This window comes from Pseudoalteromonas distincta, from assembly GCF_005877035.1.
Classification (GTDB): Bacteria; Pseudomonadota; Gammaproteobacteria; order Enterobacterales; family Alteromonadaceae; genus Pseudoalteromonas; species Pseudoalteromonas distincta.
The window spans coordinates 2,600,565-2,617,737 of the sequence record NZ_CP040558.1; the positions used below are offsets into that span (position 1 = coordinate 2,600,565).

The window sequence follows — 17,173 nt, forward strand, 5'->3', positions numbered from 1 at the left end:
ATATTTCTGACATACATGAGCACAAAGCAATGACACAAGACGAATTAAAAGAAGCAGCTGCTTGGGCAGCACTCGAGTTTGTAAAAGAAAACACCATTGTAGGTGTCGGTACTGGCTCTACTGTTAATCACTTTATTGATGCCCTTGGCTCAGTAAAGGACACTATTGTAGGCGCTGTATCAAGCTCAGAAGCGTCAACTGCACGTTTGGAAGCGTTAGGTATTGAAGTGTTTGAACTTAATAACGTTGATGCTTTAGATGTATACGTTGACGGCGCTGACGAAATAAACGCTCAAAACGAAATGATTAAAGGCGGCGGCGCAGCGCTAACACGTGAAAAAATAGTAGCAGCAGTTGCAAAACAGTTTGTGTGTATTGTTGATGACACAAAGCTGGTAGATACATTGGGCGACTTCCCGCTTCCGGTAGAAGTTATTCCAATGGCGCGCAGCTACGTTGCACGAGAATTATTAAAACTTGGTGGTGACCCTGTTTATCGCCAAGGCGTAGTTACCGATAATGGTAACGTTATATTAGATGTATTTAACTTAAAAATTACCAATGCCAAACAACTTGAAACACAAATAAATTCAATTGTTGGCGTAGTTACCAACGGCCTATTTGCGATGCGAGGTGCTGATAAAGTGATTATCGGTACCAAAAATGGGCCACAAATTAAATAGGATGAGGTTATGAGTAAGGTATCGTTAGCAAAAGACAAAATTAAAATTCTCTTGCTTGAAGGTGTTCACCAAAGCGCTGTTGAAACGCTAAAACGTAACGGTTACAGCAATATCGACTACGTTAAAACATCCTTACCTGAGGACGAGCTTAAAGAGCGCATTAAAGATGTTCACTTTGTAGGACTTCGTTCTCGTACTCATATTAACCAAGCCGTATTAGACTCAGCTGAAAAGCTAGTTGCTATTGGTTGTTTTTGTATTGGTACAAACCAAGTTGATTTAGATGCAGCACGCGAACGTGGTATTGCTGTATTTAACGCTCCATTTTCTAATACTCGTTCAGTTGCTGAACTTGTACTTGGCGAAATACTACTTTTATTACGTGGTATTCCAGAGCGTAATGCAGCGGCTCATCGTGGTGGCTGGTTAAAAACAGCAAATGGTTCGTTTGAAGCACGTGGTAAAACATTAGGTATTATTGGCTACGGTCACATTGGTACTCAGCTAGGTATTATGGCTGAAAATATCGGTATGAACGTGGAGTTTTACGATATCGAAGATAAGTTATCACTGGGTAATGCAACACAAGTTCATAACCTTACTCAGCTGTTACAACGCTCTGATATTATTAGCTTACATGTACCAGAAACACCGCAAACTAAAAACCTTATTGGTACAGCAGAGCTTGCAGTTATGAAGCAGGGGTCTATTTTGATCAATGCCTCACGCGGAACTGTTGTTGATATTGATGCTCTTGCAGAAGCGCTTACAGAGAAAAAACTAAGTGGTGCAGCAATCGATGTGTTCCCTACTGAGCCAAAATCTAACGATGAAGAATTTGTATCGCCACTGCGCCAATTCGACAATGTTATTTTAACGCCGCACATTGGTGGTTCTACACAAGAAGCGCAAGAAAACATTGGTATTGAAGTAGCGGGTAAATTGGCTAAATATTCAGATAATGGCTCAACTATTACTGCGGTTAACTTCCCTGAAGTATCGCTACCTGAGCTTGCTAATCGTAGCCGTTTATTACACGTACACCACAACCGCCCGGGTGTACTAACGCAAATTAACCAAGCGTTTGCACAGCACGGTATTAATATTGCTGCGCAATACCTACAAACAGACGCATCTATTGGTTATGTAGTTATTGATGTTGATACAGATCAATCTGAAGTAGCACTTAAAGAACTAAGCGCTGTTGAGGGTACAATTAGAGCACGTATTTTACATTAACCATTCTTTGATATTAAAAAAGGGTCCTTATGGACTAATGCCGATCAGTTAAGAAAATGACCGGTTGACCGATCCAAACGATCATGCAAAATCCGTAGTTAGGAAACTAACTACGGATTTTTTGTGAATATAGAACAAGCACTGCAAGCAACACTTGAAGAAAGCAGCCGATACCATACCTTTGAAAAATTATCAGAAATTCTTGACCCTGAAATCATTGAACAAGGTTTTCAACAAGCAGGGATTGCAACCGTTCGTAAGCGAAGATTACCGCTTGAAGCCGTTTTGTGGTCAGTTATTGGCATGGCATTGTTTCGAAAAGAATCAGTTTGGAATATCGCTAATAAGCTAGATATCATGTTACCTGGCAAGAACCAACTCGTTGCTCCAAGTGCGATGGTACAGGCGAGACAAAGGTTAGGTGATGATTCCGTTAAACACGTTTTCAATAAATCTGCTCAATCAATGTATAAGCAACAGTCATTCGAAACATGGAATGGTTTGAACCTATTAGCTGTTGACGGTGTTGTGTGGCGAACAGCCGACACGCCTGATAATCGTAAAGCCTTCTCTTCAGGTAGCAACCAATACGGTGATACAGCCTTTCCTCAAATACGCATGGTCTGTCATATGGAATTGACCAGCCATCAACTTCTCAGTAGCGAGTTTGATAACTATAAAACCAACGAGATGAAATTAGCTGAGCGTTTAATTGAACGTACACCAGATAATTCACTGACTATGTTTGATAAAGGATATTATTCTTTAGGCCTGTTAAACCGTTGGCATCAAACTGGGGAGATGAGGCACTGGCTGATACCAGCAAGGCCCGACTTACAGTATGAAATCATCTCCAGCGCGGGTAAAAATGACCATATCATTGAATTGAAAACCACAAAGCATGCACAAAAAAACTTTCCCGATGTTCCTGAAACAATTAAAGCGAGATTAATCAGCAAAACAATAAAGGGCAAAAGCTACCGTATATTAACCTCGATGACGGATAGATTGCGTTATCCAGGTAATGAAATTGTTGAATTATATTGTCATCGTTGGGAGATAGAACTTGGGTTTAGAGAAATCAAACAAACCATGCTTGATAGCGCATACCATTTAAGAAGTAAGCGTCCAGACATGGTGCGTCAGGAGCTATGGGCCGTGTTACTCGCCTATAATTTAATACGAAGAATAATGACGATGGCGGCGACAGTCACAGGGATATGGCCTAACCAGCTTAGTTTCTCTAGCAGTTCGATGGCTGTCATTCAGTATTTCTCGTCAGTATCTATAATGAGCCCAGGGAACATTCCAATACACTGGCAACACTTACTCGATACACTGCTCTTATTTAAGCTTCCAGCTAGACGAGAGGATAGAAGATATCCCCGATGGGTTAAGCCAAAACCATCTAAGTATCCTCATAAAAAGAAAGATGCCAGTCAGCTTAACTGACTGGCATTAGTCCTTATGGACCCTTTTTTGTATTTAGATTACATATACTTTCTCAAGTATTTTTTGAATACCGGATCTGTTGCAGCCAACTCCTTTTGCTCAGCTAATATCTCTTTTAAAATAGCGCCTGAGGTAAGCGGGTTAGCAAGGACCACTCTAAATACAACCGTTGGTTGATTGTCGTATTTAGAAGGCGTTAAGCGTGTACGTGATACAAATGAGCGACCTGACTCGCGTTGACGCTTTTGCATACTGGCAGTAAAACGGTTCAGTGAAGCAAAAATATCTAACCGAGTTGCTGCATCAGCATCAGCTATTGCTTGTTTAATTTGCTTAGGTACATAACGATACGTTAATAAGCACAACTCAGGCTCCGAAATAAGCTCAAAGTCTTCATCAGCCTTAATTAAATCAGCAAAGTAATGTGCTTTTTTGATGCTTCGATCAATCAGCATTTCGTAACCTTTACGACCAATAACACGTAAGCAAGCATGTACTAACATTGCCATACCCGGTCTGCTGCCTTCAAGCGTGTGGCTACCTAAGTCTTTTGAACCTTTACGTAATATGTACTCAGCGTGATGCTCTATTGCATCTGTGGCAGCGGGGTCTTTAAATAAAACCAAACCCGCTCCCATTGGTACATACATTTGTTTATGTGCATCGATGGTAATTGAATCTGCTCGCTCAATCCCTTTTAGTAAAGGACGGTGCGTACTCGATAAAAGGGTCGCTCCCCCCCATGCAGCATCTACATGAAAATGGCAGTTAATGTCTTGTGCTAAGTCGGCCATTTCATCAAGTGGGTCAATATTACCGGTTTCGGTTGTCCCCGCGACCCCAATAATCGCCATTACTTTAATGCCTTGCGCTTCAAGCTCACGTGCTTTTTCGCGCATAGCTGTTACATCGACTTTGTTATTTTCACAGGTTTTAATACCAATTAAGTTATCGCGACCAATGCCGAGTAAATCAACCGATTTACCTAACGAGTAATGCCCGCGTTCTGATATTAATACCGCTAAACCTTTATAGCCGTAATGCAGCATACCAGCAATTAAGCCTTGTGCGCCGATACCTCTAAAATCGCCATCAGGTTTTAATAAGCGGTTTCGCGCAATCCAAAGCGCAGTAATATTAGCAACCGTACCACCAGAGCAAAATGCACCTAATGAGGTTTTAGCACTGTGCATCCATTTAGAATAAAATGAGTCTTCTTGCCCATAAGCTAAATGATGCATCATCCCAAGCACTTGACGCTCAAGAGGCGTAAACGCTTTAGATGTTTCTATTTTTACTAGATTTTGATTTAGCCCTACCATCAATTTTGACAGCGGTAATAAAAAGTGCGGCAAGGCAGAGGTCATGTGACCAATAAAACTAGGCGCAGCTGTATGCACAGAATGTGCAACAAGCTGCTCCATTATGTCTTGGGCATAAGCAGAGACAAACGTTGGATCTTCTGGGATCACTGCCGATTGAAAATCTTTTTCTATTTCATGTAATGGTTTTTCAATTGCCGCTATATTTTCGTTTAGAAAACCTGCTAAATTACTCGAAATTTCAAGCTCGATTTTGCTTAAAGTTGAGTCTGGCGCTTCAGGTACAGTAAATATACGCTTAAGGCTTTCTTTAGAGGCGACGGCACAACGCTTTTGATCCATCTTAATACCTAGTGTGTGTGTAGCTAAAACACGCGCTTACCCATCAAAAACGCCTACTTATTAGGACATTTGGAGCAATCGTGTTTCTTTAAAAATTGCGCTAACTTTACTGCAATATAACTAAAATGTCTCGTTTAAACCTATAAAAGCAATCAAAGCGATGACAAAAAAATGATAATTTAATTAAAACTCTACCAAACCTAATTATTTATTGGGCATTTACTTATTTTGGGTATAATAAATTTGATAACAAAAAAGGGACACATATGCCAGAAGGAAGAGTCAAAGTTAGTTGGATAGTGGCAGGCTTTAGCTTGTTTTTAATAAGCTTGCTAACCTACGTTTACTACACTTACCAAACCACGCGTGCTGAAATAATGCAGTCGGTTGATAATCGCTTACTTAATGCCGCCACCAGCGTTAAACATATTTTAGGTGACGATTATTTAAGTGCGGTTAATCAAGGCGATAATATAAGTTTTTCTTACTATCAAGATAAAAGTAAACAACTCTCTGAGTTTGCTCAAGCACTTGATATTGCTTATGTCTATTCAATGATTTTAAAAGACGGTAAGGTGCTTTTTAGCTCATCAAGCTACACGCAAGACGATCAGAATAATGGCAAGGTAACTCAATTTTTAGATCTCTACCCTGAAGCTACCGATGCAAATATAAGTGCTTTTTATTCAACAGAGCCAGTATTTGAAATATCGAGCGATCAGTGGGGCCACTTTAAAACAATTTTTATTCCTTACGTTGACCCAATCAACGGCAATACCTATTTAACGGGTGCCGATATAACTATTTATGATTTAAACGAGAAACTTAAAGAAAGCGTATCAAAAGCTGCTGCAATGGCTAGCTTCTTCTTTTTTATCGCGATACTCGTTGCCGCCATATATATTTATTTACTAAAACGGTCTTTAGCAACTGACTCAAGTACTGGTTTTTCAAATCATATTGCACTTGAGTACTTTATTAAAAAAAGTAATGCACATCACATGCAATTAGCCGTTATTTGGGTTAATGAAATAGAAGATATAAACAGTTTTTACGGCACGGAAGTGGGTGACAAGGTAATGAAAAACTTGCTTATTCACTTTAAACTTAGAAGCTCTACGCATTGCCATATATACAGACTAGCAACAAATAAAATAGTATTACTCGCGCCTAAGGAAATGAGTAATGACGAATTTACCGACCTCGTAAAAACATATAACTTTAATACACCGGTGTTAACTGACCCTTTTATCTACATAACCCTATGTGCAGGTATTGCCAGTGGTAACAAATCGCTACTACTTGAAAACGCTCATATAGCAGCGCTGCAAGCTAAACAAGGCAGGCATAGTGTAGTTAACTACTCAAAAGCGCTACACGATGTAAAAACGCAATATCAATACAATGTAGAAATGGCTAAAGAAGTGCGAGAAGCGTTTGATAACAATCGTATAGTGCCTTACTTTCAACCCATTATTGACACAAATACCAATAAGGTCGTTCAATACGAATGTTTAGCTCGAATGGTAACAGCGCAAGGGGAAGTATTAAAACCTGATGCATTTTTAAATGTTGTTACCCGCTCAAGAATGGACGGAATACTTACCCGTACTATATTTTCACAATGTGTTAGTCGCTTTAGAAAAACCGATATTTGCTGGAGTTTAAATATAACAGCACAAGATATGCTCGACCCTAATTTAAGTGAGTTTATTGCGGACGAACTTAAGCGCTACCCGCATCCTGGTAATATCACATTAGAGCTTTTAGAAACCCAAGCTATTGCCAACTTCTCTGAAGTAAAAGCATTTATTGGAATGGTTAAAACAAAAGGCGTTAAGGTTATTATTGATGACTTTGGTAGTGGTTATTCAAATATATCAAACGTACTTAAGCTTGAAGTAGATGGTATTAAATTAGATGGCGCACTAATAAAGCAAATAGTGAATGACAAAGATATCTACTTGTTTATAGAACATATAGCCAGTTTTGCCAATCAACTTGGTTTACAATTAATGGCAGAATCGGTAGAAAATACAACCATAGTAACCGCACTTAAAAAGGCGAATGTGACACTAATGCAAGGCAACTATTTTGCCCACCCAGTGCCACATGTTAATACGGTTACAGAAGAATTAGCACTTTAACTTACTTTAGCAAGGTAAGTTTATAACGAGTCGGTGGCTTTGCTGGCCACTGGCCCAGTATTTACGCTCAAAAGGCGTAATTGCATCGTCTGACTCATAAAGTGTTACATCGCAAGGGTTGCCTGTTAATTCAAGCGCCCGAGCAAACTCCTTAACGTAAATATCCCAATTGCTGCGCACTTCTAATTTTCCACCTAACTTAACGATAAATGGAAAAATAGCTGCGCCATGCCAGCGCCTACGAATATGCTTAGATTTAGGCCACGGGTTTGGATACAACAAATAATGGTGCGTAGGTTGCCAATTGGCGGCTACCGCTAAACGCCAAAAGTCATTTAAATCTGCTTGCACTAAGATGTACTGACCACTGTCGGTTTGCTTATATTCAACATCGTGCTTATCTAATCGGTGCGACGATTTATCAATACCAATTATAAGTGCATCAGGGTGGCGCTTAGCTAAGTTAGCTGAGCTTTCACCCACGCCACAACACGAGTCCAAAATAAGCGGGCCACTAAAGGCTTGTACTTTAGCATTAACCTCGTCAAATGCGGCTTGGGTATGCGCTGCTATTGGCTTTTTAAATTCAGCATCTAAGTGCTTATTTACTATTTCATCAAGCTTTTCGTGAATACCCGCTTGATTAGATACAATACTACGTGAATTTGCATCACTCATTAGTGTCTTAGCCCCACACCTTTTTTAATTAAAGTTAGCGCTAAAGTAAATAACACCGTAATAAACACCAAAATAACACCTAGCGCTACACTTAAATCAACATCCGACACACCTAAAAAGCCATAGCGAAATGCATTTACCATGTAAATAATAGGATTTATTTGCGATACGTTTTGCCAAAATTCTGGCAATAACGTTATTGAATAAAATACACCGCCTAAGTAAGTTAATGGCGTTAGTATAAAGGTGGGAATAATGCTTATATCGTCAAAGCTATTTGCATAAATTGCATTAATTAAACCACCTAAAGCAAACACAGCTGAGGTTAAAATAACGGTCGCCATAATTACAAAAATATTATGAATTTGAATATCAACAAATAATAACGATACACAGGTAACTATAAAGCCCACCATAATACCACGCGTCATACCGCCGCCCATATAACCCAGTACAATGATGTAATTAGGCACAGGTGCAACTAAAAGCTCTTCAATGCTTTTTTGAAATTTTGTTGAGTAAAAACTAGAGGCTACGTTGGAATAGGAATTAGTAATAACCGACATCATTATAAGGCCAGGTACAATAAACTCCATATAACTAAAGCCGCCCATATCACCAATACGTGAACCAATTAAGTTACCAAAAATAACAAAATATAAGCTCATCGTAATTGCTGGCGGCACTAAGGTTTGTACCCAGATACGTAAAAAACGAATACACTCTTTAATCCATAAACTCTTTAAGGCTACGCCATATTTAAACATTTATTCGCCCCGCCCTTGCTCTAGTAATCCTACAAATAACTCTTCTAGTCTGTTTGCTTTGTTTCGCATACTCAATACTGTATTTCCTTGGGTTGTTAATGCGCTAAATACCGCATTTAAGCCCTGTGATTTAGCGACTTCTACTTCAACAGTATGATCGTCCGTCATCGTAAACTTATAACCTTCAAGCGTGACAGGGTTTGCTGGCATCTTTAAATCTAAAATAAAGGTTTCTTTATCAAGTTTTGCAAGCAGTGCTTTAATGGTGGTGTTTTCCACAATTCGACCAGAATCAATAATCGCTATGTTTTTACACAGTAACTCAGCTTCTTCAAGGTAGTGTGTGGTTAAAATAATAGTAACGCCTTGCTCATTTATTTGGCGCAAAAAATCCCACATTGAACGACGAAGTTCTATGTCTACACCCGCTGTTGGCTCATCAAGTATAAGTAATTTTGGCTCGTGCATAAGGGCGCGTGCAATCATTAATCGACGTTTCATTCCGCCTGAAAGCGTACGAGCTTGCTTGTCTTTTTTCTCTAATAACCCTAGCTGCGCTAGGTATTTATCAGCACGTTTATGGGCTTCGCCACGTGGCACACCATAATAACCGGCTTGGTTAACCAGTATTTGGCTAAGCGTTTCAAACTGGCTAAAGTTAAACTCTTGCGGCACTAAGCCTAAATGCGCTTTTGCAGCTTCTAAATCAGTATCAATATCACAGCCAAATACTTCTACTTTGCCTTTTGTTTTATTAACAAGTGACGAAATAACACCAATAGTAGTTGATTTACCAGCTCCATTTGGACCAAGCAAAGCGAAAAAATCGCCCTCTTCAACTTGTAAATCAACGCCTTTAATAGCCTCAACACCATTTTTATAAACCTTAGTAAGGCCTTCTATATTTAAAGCAATATTTTGCTTATTCATTACTTACCCTCACCATAACCCCAACGTTTTGTTAGGTTATGCTCAATATTTAAATGATCTAAAATTCTCGCCACCATAAAATCAACTAAGTCTTCAATACTTTGTGGCTTATGATAAAAGCCAGGCGCGGCTGGCATAATTGTTACCCCTAAACGGGATAACTTAAGCATGTTTTCTAAATGAATCTCGTTAAATGGTGTTTCGCGCGGCACTAAAATGAGCTGTCCGCGTTCTTTAATTACCACATCAGCGGCGCGCTCTAATAAATTATCAGACGCCCCTACTGCAATTGCAGAAACCGACCCGGCACTACATGGGCATACTACCATTTTTTTAGGAGCAGCAGAGCCCGAAGCCACAGGGCTAAACCAGTTATCTTTACCGTATACTTTTAGCTGTTCAGGTTTGGCATTAAACAGCGTACTTAACTGCTCAGTGGCTTTATCTTCATTACCTGAGAGCTTTATGTTTGATTCTGTATCAAGCACCACGCGTGCTGCACTTGAGATGAGAACGTAGACCTGAAATTGCTGCTCTAGTAATACTTCAAGTAACCTAAGCCCATAAGGCGCACCTGATGCACCGCTAAAAGCGAGCGTAATTCTATCTTTAAATTGCACACTATTCTCCGCTGTATTTATCAGCTAAACCATCAACAAGGTGTTGATGAAGGCCATTAAAGCCGCCATTGCTCATAATTAAAATATGTTGATTAGGCTCAATATTTTCAAGCACCGTATCAATAATTGTTTGCGTGCTGCTAAAGCACTGCATGCCTGCTTTGTCTGCTTGCTCTTTTAACGACCAATTTAGATTCTCTGGTTCAAAAAGGAGTACCTCGTCAGCATCACGCAGTGAATCTAATAATGTATGTTGGTGTACGCCCATTTTCATGGTGTTTGAGCGCGGCTCTAAAATAGCGATAATTTTTTCATCGCCTACTTTTGCGCGCAGTCCTGCAAGCGTAGTTTTAATTGCTGTTGGGTGATGCGCAAAGTCGTCATACACTTTAATATTATTTATATCCGCCTTTAGCTCCATACGCCTTTTAGGGCTAATAAACTCTCCTAAAGCATCAATACTATGATCAATGGCTATACCCACATGGCGCGCTGCTGCAATAGTCATAATCGCATTTTTAACGTTATGCTCGCCTATTGCTTGCCAACAGACAGTGCCCTGCTTTTCGCCATTAAGTAATACATTAAACTCACTTCCATCGGCTTTTATTAATTCATAGCTCCAATCATCGCCTAGCGTTTCGCTTTCACTCCAAAGCCCTTGTGCTATTACGTCATTAAGCGCTACGTCTTGCTTTGGCCAAATTACCTTGCCGCTTTGAGGTAATGTACGCATTAAGTGATGAAATTGTTTTTTTATTGCGTTTAAATCTTCAAAAATATCAGCGTGATCGAATTCAAGATTATTTAAGATAAGTGTACGCGGGAGGTAATGCACAAACTTACTGCGCTTATCAAAAAAAGCAGTGTCGTATTCATCGGCTTCAATAACAAAAAATGGCGTTTCACCCACTTTTGCCGATACACCAAAATTTTGCACTATGCCGCCAATTAAAAACCCTGGTTTTAAACCTGCGTACTCTAACACCCACGCAAGCATACTTGCTGTGGTTGTTTTACCATGCGTACCAGCAACCGCAAGCACCCAAGAATCTTGCAGTAAGTTATGCTTAAGCCATTCAGGGCCAGATGTATAAGGTAGGCCTTTATCAAGCACATACTCTACACACGGGTTACCACGGCTCATTGCATTACCAATAACGACCATATCTGGCTTTGGCTCTAACTGAGATACCGCGTAGCCTTGAGTTAGTTCAATGCCAAGCTCTTCAAGTTGCGTACTCATTGGTGGGTAAACGTTTTGATCGGAACCCGTTACTTTATGATCCAGCGATTTAGCAATGGCTGCAATACCGCCCATAAACGTGCCACAAATGCCCAAAATATGTATATGCATATACTTTCCTTAAATCGTATGCTCACTCTACAGCTATGCAAAGTTTAATGGCGCTATAATGCCAAAATTCGTGCTTAGTTACTATGTACGTCTGCACAATTCACTCGTGCCAAAAACACGTTAATTAGTTTTTTAAACGCTAAAAATCAAAAAATAGGCACGTTCACCTACCCTGCATTGCTTTTAATCAATTATTATCAATGTTATAAACCAGCTTGCTATATAACTTTAAAACTTAAAAAGGACTTAATATGAAAAAACTATTCTTTATAGCCTGTATTTTACTTAGTCAAAAAAGCTTTGCTTTGGAATTTGCTAAGTACCCAATAGAACTAAGTTCAGGCGAAGGCGTTAATGTTGTTATTGCCCCAACAACAGATAAAAAACAAGCTTTAGTAAAAGTAACAGGCATAAATCATGATATTGATGGCATTGTATTTTTAACCGATTTAAAGCCCCACGGTAGTAATAAAGCGTACAAATATACTTACGATGGGTCACAAAGAAGTTTAGTAAGTGTTGAAGAAGGCTATCGCTGTTGCTCTTACACCCTTTATATTCCAGACACTCGTGATGGAACTTACTTATCAAAAAAAGAAGAATCAAACCCTGCCATTGTTGAAGATTTAAAAGCGCAATACGATCAACAGTTGAATAAAGGTACTCAAGCTAAACTAGCGAAGTTTAATCGTGAAAAGCATTTAGGGTATCAACAAAAAAATATAGCTGCCGCTAATAACGAAATAGATAAGCAATGTGGATTAAAAATAAATACCAATGTAAATTGGGAAGGCATTGATGATGAAAACTTAAAAAAATATGCCGTGGGTTCATTTTGTGCACAAGTTGCAAACGAAATGGCTTACATGTGCGAAAAAGATCAAAGCTTTAAAAATGACATTGCACAATTTAACGCTATTGAATGTAAATTTACTAATGAGCTAAAGTTACGTAAAAATGGTAATACTCTGATATTTAAAACAGCGCCAAAAGCAGCTAACCAACGTCAGTTTATAGAATCTTATTTGTTAAATTTGTAAGCTGAATTTAAAAATCAAAAAAAGCACCTAAAGGTGCTTTTTTGGCTTTGTGTATAGCAGTTACATTTAATTAGTGGTTAACGACTACTTACATCATTAAAAATACTATTAAACCTATACCGAGCAATAAACGATATATCACAAATGGCAACATGCCCATTCGCTCTATTACTTTTAAAAACATAAATATACATGCATAAGCCGATAAGAACGATAGCACCACACCTAGTAATAATGTATTCCAATCAACCACATGGTCACCCAAAGCAAGCTCTGCAGTATAATAAAGCCCCATCATAGAAATAATTGGAATTGCCAGTAAGAACGAAAAACGCGCTGCGCTTTGCTTATTCATTCCAAGCATTAAACCAGCAGTCATCGTGATACCTGAGCGAGAAGTTCCCGGGATCATTGCAACAGCTTGTGCAAAACCAATAATAAGTGCTGTTTTCCAATTAAGCTGATAAATAGTTTTAATTTGCTTACCTTTTACATCCGCGTACCAAAGCAATAAACCAAACACAATTGTGGTAGTAGCAATTACCCAAGCGCTTCGTAGGTACAACTCTATAAAGTCTTTTAAAAGTAAGCCTAAAATAGCGGCAGGCACAGTGCCTAAAATTATCCACCAACCTAGCTTACTATCATCAGTAGTACCCTGTGCTCCAAAGGATTTAAACCACGCACTGAGTATGTCGACGACCTCTTTGCGAAAATAAATAACAACGGCAATTAAAGTACCAACATGTACTGCCACGTCAAACGCAAGCCCTTGATCTTCCCAGCCTAAAATTTGCGATGGGAGAATTAAGTGCGCAGAACTAGATATTGGTAAAAACTCAGTAAATCCCTGTATGAGGGCTAAAATAATTATTTCGATGATACTCATGGGTTAGAAAACTCCACCTTCCATAGCTTTTGTTGAGGGTTATTATATTCATTCCATAACTGCGCAATCGTTTGTTTAGCTACAGGATGATAGAAATCTGGGGCAACCTCGCTAAGAGGTTGTAATACAAATGCGTTTTTAGTTATTTCATCTCGTGGTAATTGTGCTGGAGAAGCGCAAATTACATCATCATAAAATAGTAAATCTAAATCGAGCGTTCGTGGACTAAATTTTTTATCGTTCGCTGTGCGTCCATTATCACGCTCTATTTGTTTTAATAAAGCGCATACATCAACAAGCGACATATCAGTTGTAGCGCCAACGACTGAATTATAAAAATTATTGCCAGCAAACCCAACTGCTTCACTTTCAAAAACAGACGAGTGTACAATATGTTCAAAGTGCTGCTTAAGTGCAATTAATGCACATTGTATATAATGCGCTTTATTTATATTTGACCCTAGGCTGATATAAATTTGAGCCATTTAGTCAGTTGCCTTAACACGTGTAATTTCAACACCTACAGTTTGCGCTTGTGCTACTGCTGCTGGTTTACTTACTCTTATAGTAACTTGTGGAGTATTAAACTCGCTTAAAATAATATGCGCTAATTGTTCAACTAAAGTTTCTAGCAACTCTACAGGTTTTAAAGTGCAGTGCTCAATAACTCGCTCACTGACTTTTGAGTAATCGAGTGCTAAATTAATATCGTCATTTTCAGCTGCAGGCTTAATATCGCTTAGCATTTCAATATCAAAATAAAGGCTCTGTTTACTTTCTTTTTCAAAGTCGTACACTCCAATAATAGTGTCGACGTGCAATTGAGATATAAAAACCTTATCCATTGATACTCCAAATAACAACAAACTACTAAGCAACTATACTAAGCATCAATAAAATTAATACTGTATATGGTTTAGCCAGTGTTTAAATATGTAAAAATAACTTCTACAATAGCAAAATAACTAAACTAGCTATTAAATAGCCTGTTAATAATTTTTACGATAAATTTTGCTGCCAATAATAGCCTAAAAGCACTATCAATTGGTATAGCAATTAAAAAATAAGGAAGCGCGTGTTAGCCACTATAATGTTTGTTTTAGCTTATTTACTTGGGTCTATTTCGTCGGCTATTTTAGTGTCGCGGTTGTTCAAACTCCCAGACCCTCGTAATAGTGGTTCTAACAACCCAGGAGCTACAAATGTTTATAGATTAGGCGGAGCATTTCCGGCTTGCTTGGTTCTAGTGTTTGATATTTTAAAAGGCACTATTCCGGTATGGGGGGCTTATTTTTTAGAAGTTGAACCTTTAGAGCTTGGTTTAGTCGCAGTAGCTGCTTGTTTAGGCCATATGTACCCACTGTTTTTTAGCTTCAAAGGCGGTAAAGCCGTAGCAACGGCATTTGGCTCATTATTACCTATTGGCTTATCATTGGCTGGTTTACTTGTGTGTACTTGGTTAGTTATAGTGGCAATAACACGCTATTCATCACTGGCAGCGCTTGTAGCTGTATCTTTAGCGCCCTTGTATACATGGCTAATAAAGCCACTTTATACTCTTCCCGTTACTTTTATCACGCTGTTAATTATATTTCGTCACCGTACTAATATTATTCGATTATTTAGTGGGGAAGAACCAAAAGTGGGTGCTAAAAAAGCACCCACCGATGAAAACAAAAATATCTAAAATATCTAAAATATGAGTCATTAAATCGGCTCAAGGCTATCTATAGGCCAACGAGGTTTTGTTTTCATATCAAGCGTGGCAAATTGCCCTACTTTTAAACGTTGCATTCCGGCATAAGCAATCATTGCACCATTGTCGGTACAAAATTCAGTACGCGGATAAAACACTTCGCCTTTCATACCTTTCATTACGCGTTCGAGCTGCAGTCGAAGCTGTGTATTTGCACTCACACCACCGGCGATAACCAAACGCTTAATACCTGTTTGTTTAAGCGCACGCTTACACTTAATAACGAGGGTATCAATAACCGCAGTTTGAAATGCATGCGCTATATCAGCTTTGGTTTGATCGTCGTCGTCATTTTCACGAATCGTGATTGATGCCGCTGTTTTTAAACCACTAAAACTAAAATCAAGACCTGGCTTGTCGGTCATAGGGCGAGGAAATACAAAGCGCTTTGCTACGCCTTGTTCAGCCATTTTAGCTAAGCGCGGGCCACCGGGGTAATCAAGACCAAGTAACTTAGCCGTTTTATCAAAGGCCTCGCCTGCGGCATCATCAACTGACTCACCTAGTACTTCGTATTGTCCAATACCCGCTACTTTAACCATCATGGTATGACCGCCCGATACAAGCAATGCAATAAACGGAAACTCAGGGGTATTTTCCTCAAGCATCGGAGCAAGTAAATGCCCTTCCATGTGATGTACTGCTACCGCAGGTATATCCCAACCGTATGCTAATGAACGACCAATAGACGTACCTACCAATAATGCACCAACTAGACCTGGGCCTGCAGTATAAGCAATACCGTCTAAATCTTCAGGGCCACAACCTGCTTGTGCAAAAGCTGCATCTATAAGTGGTAATGTTTTACGAACATGATCGCGCGATGCAAGTTCCGGCACTACACCGCCGTAATCAGCGTGTACTTTTACTTGGCTGTATAATTGATGAGCTAACAAGCCTTTTTCGTCATCATATATTGCAATACCCGTTTCATCACATGACGATTCAATGCCTAAAATTCGCACTGTACTTCTCCTGCCTTTTAAATTCTACTTTGCTACTTTTATAACGTAAGACCAATATTTGTTTGGCCATCTTCAAGGGCAAACTTTTTTAGTGCCTTTACGCTATCAGAGGTAATACGCCCCATATTTTCTACAAAATCAATTAGCTCACCTAATACTTCAATTTCGTACTGCATTAATGGGTGCTCTCTAACGGCGGTATTATCTGCGATTTCACCTTCAACTGTCATTTGGTATTCAATAAAACGCGCAACGGTCGCTTGCGATATTTTACTTACACTAATGAACTCTTGCTCATCTTGCGCCACTAAACCGTGCATTAAGCTAAGTAAAGACGTTGCAGCATCAATAGCAGGATAAGTACCAAACATATCAAAATCAGCAAGTTCAGGAACATTTGGCTCTATTTTTTCAACTTGTTTTTCGAGATCTATTTTACTTTTAGGCAGTAATATTTTTTCCCAACAAACATTAAGCGAATTACGTAATAAGGTTTCATCACCAAAACCCGTTGCTTCGCTAAATAAACCGTAATTTGGCAGCATTCGCTCTATTAAAGCACTTGCTAAGACGGCCTTTTGTAAATAGTTAAGCTCTCTAATACGCTGAAAATTATTTGCTTTAGTCATTCTTTAACGTCTCACACGACCAACAAAAATCAAATGTTGATCCATTATGCTCATTACAATTAGGGCATACCCAATCTGGAGCGGATTGTTTTACTTGTTGATAGTTTACCAATATTTGCCGCGCATGGCGCTCTTTTATCGCATAAACCTGCACACTAACTTGCGCCTGATCATATGGAATTTCTCCAAGCGCCCCTTGGAGCATCTCGCCTTTAATTTTACACTCTATTCCAGCAGTTTGTATTAAGCCTTTTACGATATTCGCTTCCAAGGTATTTTCAGCTTTATAAATTGTAACCCATTGAAAAGAGCTATCTGTTGAATTGTTATTATTAATATTTTGCAATATTCACCTCA

18 protein-coding genes are annotated in these 17,173 nt (G+C 39.1%); 6 read left to right on the plus strand and 12 right to left on the minus strand.

Annotation, left to right across the window (positions count from 1 at the left end):
* The first annotated feature begins 29 nt into the window (after window positions 1–29).
* From rpiA to FFU37_RS11585, 3 genes are all read left to right on the plus strand, one after another.
* Entirely contained in the window at window positions 30–683 is a 654-nt protein-coding gene (gene rpiA / locus FFU37_RS11575; protein ID WP_138489547.1) for a ribose-5-phosphate isomerase RpiA, read from the plus strand.
* A gap of 9 nt (window positions 684–692) precedes the next feature.
* Entirely contained in the window at window positions 693–1,922 is a 1,230-nt protein-coding gene (serA, locus tag FFU37_RS11580) for a phosphoglycerate dehydrogenase (protein ID WP_024595232.1), read from the plus strand.
* Between the two features lie 123 nt (window positions 1,923–2,045).
* The gene (locus FFU37_RS11585; protein ID WP_138488897.1) at window positions 2,046–3,374 is read left to right on the plus strand and encodes an IS4 family transposase; all 1,329 of its coding nucleotides are present in this window, start codon (window positions 2,046–2,048) and stop codon (window positions 3,372–3,374) included.
* Between the two features lie 38 nt (window positions 3,375–3,412).
* Here the strand turns inward: FFU37_RS11585 and panP are convergent, their stop codons facing one another.
* Window positions 3,413–5,038 (minus strand): pyridoxal-dependent aspartate 1-decarboxylase PanP, encoded by a 1,626-nt coding sequence (gene panP, locus FFU37_RS11590; protein ID WP_002958981.1) that lies wholly within the window; start codon window positions 5,036–5,038, stop codon window positions 3,413–3,415.
* A 266-nt stretch (window positions 5,039–5,304) separates the two neighbouring features.
* On the opposite strand from panP, the gene FFU37_RS11595 reads away from it, so the two are divergent.
* Window positions 5,305–7,185 (plus strand): bifunctional diguanylate cyclase/phosphodiesterase, encoded by a 1,881-nt coding sequence (locus FFU37_RS11595; RefSeq protein WP_033020723.1) that lies wholly within the window; start codon window positions 5,305–5,307, stop codon window positions 7,183–7,185.
* A 6-nt stretch (window positions 7,186–7,191) separates the two neighbouring features.
* Here the strand turns inward: FFU37_RS11595 and trmB are convergent, their stop codons facing one another.
* From trmB to mpl, 5 genes are read right to left on the minus strand one after another with little or no spacing between them, the layout of a single operon-like run.
* The gene (trmB, locus tag FFU37_RS11600; protein WP_039489682.1) at window positions 7,192–7,863 is read right to left on the minus strand and encodes a tRNA (guanine(46)-N(7))-methyltransferase TrmB; all 672 of its coding nucleotides are present in this window, start codon (window positions 7,861–7,863) and stop codon (window positions 7,192–7,194) included.
* Complete coding sequence (locus FFU37_RS11605; protein ID WP_002961025.1) at window positions 7,863–8,630, minus strand: ABC transporter permease; 768 nt, start codon at window positions 8,628–8,630, stop codon at window positions 7,863–7,865. The genes trmB and FFU37_RS11605 overlap by 1 nt, the downstream gene beginning before the upstream one ends.
* Complete coding sequence (locus FFU37_RS11610; RefSeq protein WP_024595485.1) at window positions 8,631–9,560, minus strand: ABC transporter ATP-binding protein; 930 nt, start codon at window positions 9,558–9,560, stop codon at window positions 8,631–8,633.
* Entirely contained in the window at window positions 9,560–10,180 is a 621-nt protein-coding gene (locus FFU37_RS11615) for a flavin prenyltransferase UbiX (protein WP_002961027.1), read from the minus strand. The genes FFU37_RS11610 and FFU37_RS11615 overlap by 1 nt, the downstream gene beginning before the upstream one ends.
* Before the next feature lies 1 nt (window position 10,181).
* Window positions 10,182–11,537: a UDP-N-acetylmuramate:L-alanyl-gamma-D-glutamyl-meso-diaminopimelate ligase gene (gene mpl, locus FFU37_RS11620; RefSeq protein ID WP_138489548.1), complete on the minus strand. Its 1,356-nt coding sequence runs from the start codon at window positions 11,535–11,537 to the stop codon at window positions 10,182–10,184.
* 251 nt (window positions 11,538–11,788) lie between these two features.
* Between mpl and FFU37_RS11625 the strand changes: the two genes are divergently transcribed.
* Window positions 11,789–12,577 carry a hypothetical protein gene (locus FFU37_RS11625; protein WP_002961030.1) on the plus strand — a complete coding sequence of 263 codons (789 nt, stop codon included), beginning with the start codon at window positions 11,789–11,791 and terminating at the stop codon, window positions 12,575–12,577.
* A gap of 88 nt (window positions 12,578–12,665) precedes the next feature.
* Here FFU37_RS11625 and FFU37_RS11630 read toward each other — a convergent pair whose 3' ends face one another.
* Genes FFU37_RS11630 through folB form a run of 3 tightly spaced genes read right to left on the minus strand, consistent with a single transcriptional unit; the run spans window position 12,666 to window position 14,311 of the window.
* Window positions 12,666–13,466 (minus strand): undecaprenyl-diphosphate phosphatase, encoded by an 801-nt coding sequence (locus tag FFU37_RS11630; RefSeq protein ID WP_024604058.1) that lies wholly within the window; start codon window positions 13,464–13,466, stop codon window positions 12,666–12,668.
* The gene (folK, locus tag FFU37_RS11635; RefSeq protein ID WP_024604057.1) at window positions 13,463–13,951 is read right to left on the minus strand and encodes a 2-amino-4-hydroxy-6-hydroxymethyldihydropteridine diphosphokinase; all 489 of its coding nucleotides are present in this window, start codon (window positions 13,949–13,951) and stop codon (window positions 13,463–13,465) included. Before folK ends, FFU37_RS11630 begins: the two co-directional genes overlap by 4 nt.
* Window positions 13,952–14,311, minus strand: coding sequence for a dihydroneopterin aldolase (folB, locus tag FFU37_RS11640; protein WP_024604056.1), 360 nt, complete (start codon window positions 14,309–14,311; stop codon window positions 13,952–13,954).
* Between the two features lie 230 nt (window positions 14,312–14,541).
* Here folB and plsY point away from each other — a divergent pair, with 230 nt between their 5' ends.
* Entirely contained in the window at window positions 14,542–15,153 is a 612-nt protein-coding gene (plsY, locus tag FFU37_RS11645; protein WP_002961038.1) for a glycerol-3-phosphate 1-O-acyltransferase PlsY, read from the plus strand.
* A gap of 20 nt (window positions 15,154–15,173) precedes the next feature.
* Here the strand turns inward: plsY and tsaD are convergent, their stop codons facing one another.
* Genes tsaD through FFU37_RS11660 form a run of 3 tightly spaced genes read right to left on the minus strand, consistent with a single transcriptional unit; the run spans window position 15,174 to window position 17,162 of the window.
* Window positions 15,174–16,187, minus strand: a complete 1,014-nt coding sequence (gene tsaD / locus FFU37_RS11650; RefSeq protein WP_002961039.1) for a tRNA (adenosine(37)-N6)-threonylcarbamoyltransferase complex transferase subunit TsaD — start codon at window positions 16,185–16,187, stop codon at window positions 15,174–15,176.
* Between the two features lie 38 nt (window positions 16,188–16,225).
* Window positions 16,226–16,816, minus strand: a complete 591-nt coding sequence (locus FFU37_RS11655; protein WP_002961040.1) for a YjaG family protein — start codon at window positions 16,814–16,816, stop codon at window positions 16,226–16,228.
* Window positions 16,809–17,162 (minus strand): putative signal transducing protein, encoded by a 354-nt coding sequence (locus tag FFU37_RS11660; protein WP_002961041.1) that lies wholly within the window; start codon window positions 17,160–17,162, stop codon window positions 16,809–16,811. The genes FFU37_RS11655 and FFU37_RS11660 overlap by 8 nt, the downstream gene beginning before the upstream one ends.
* Window positions 17,163–17,173: the final 11 nt, after the last annotated feature.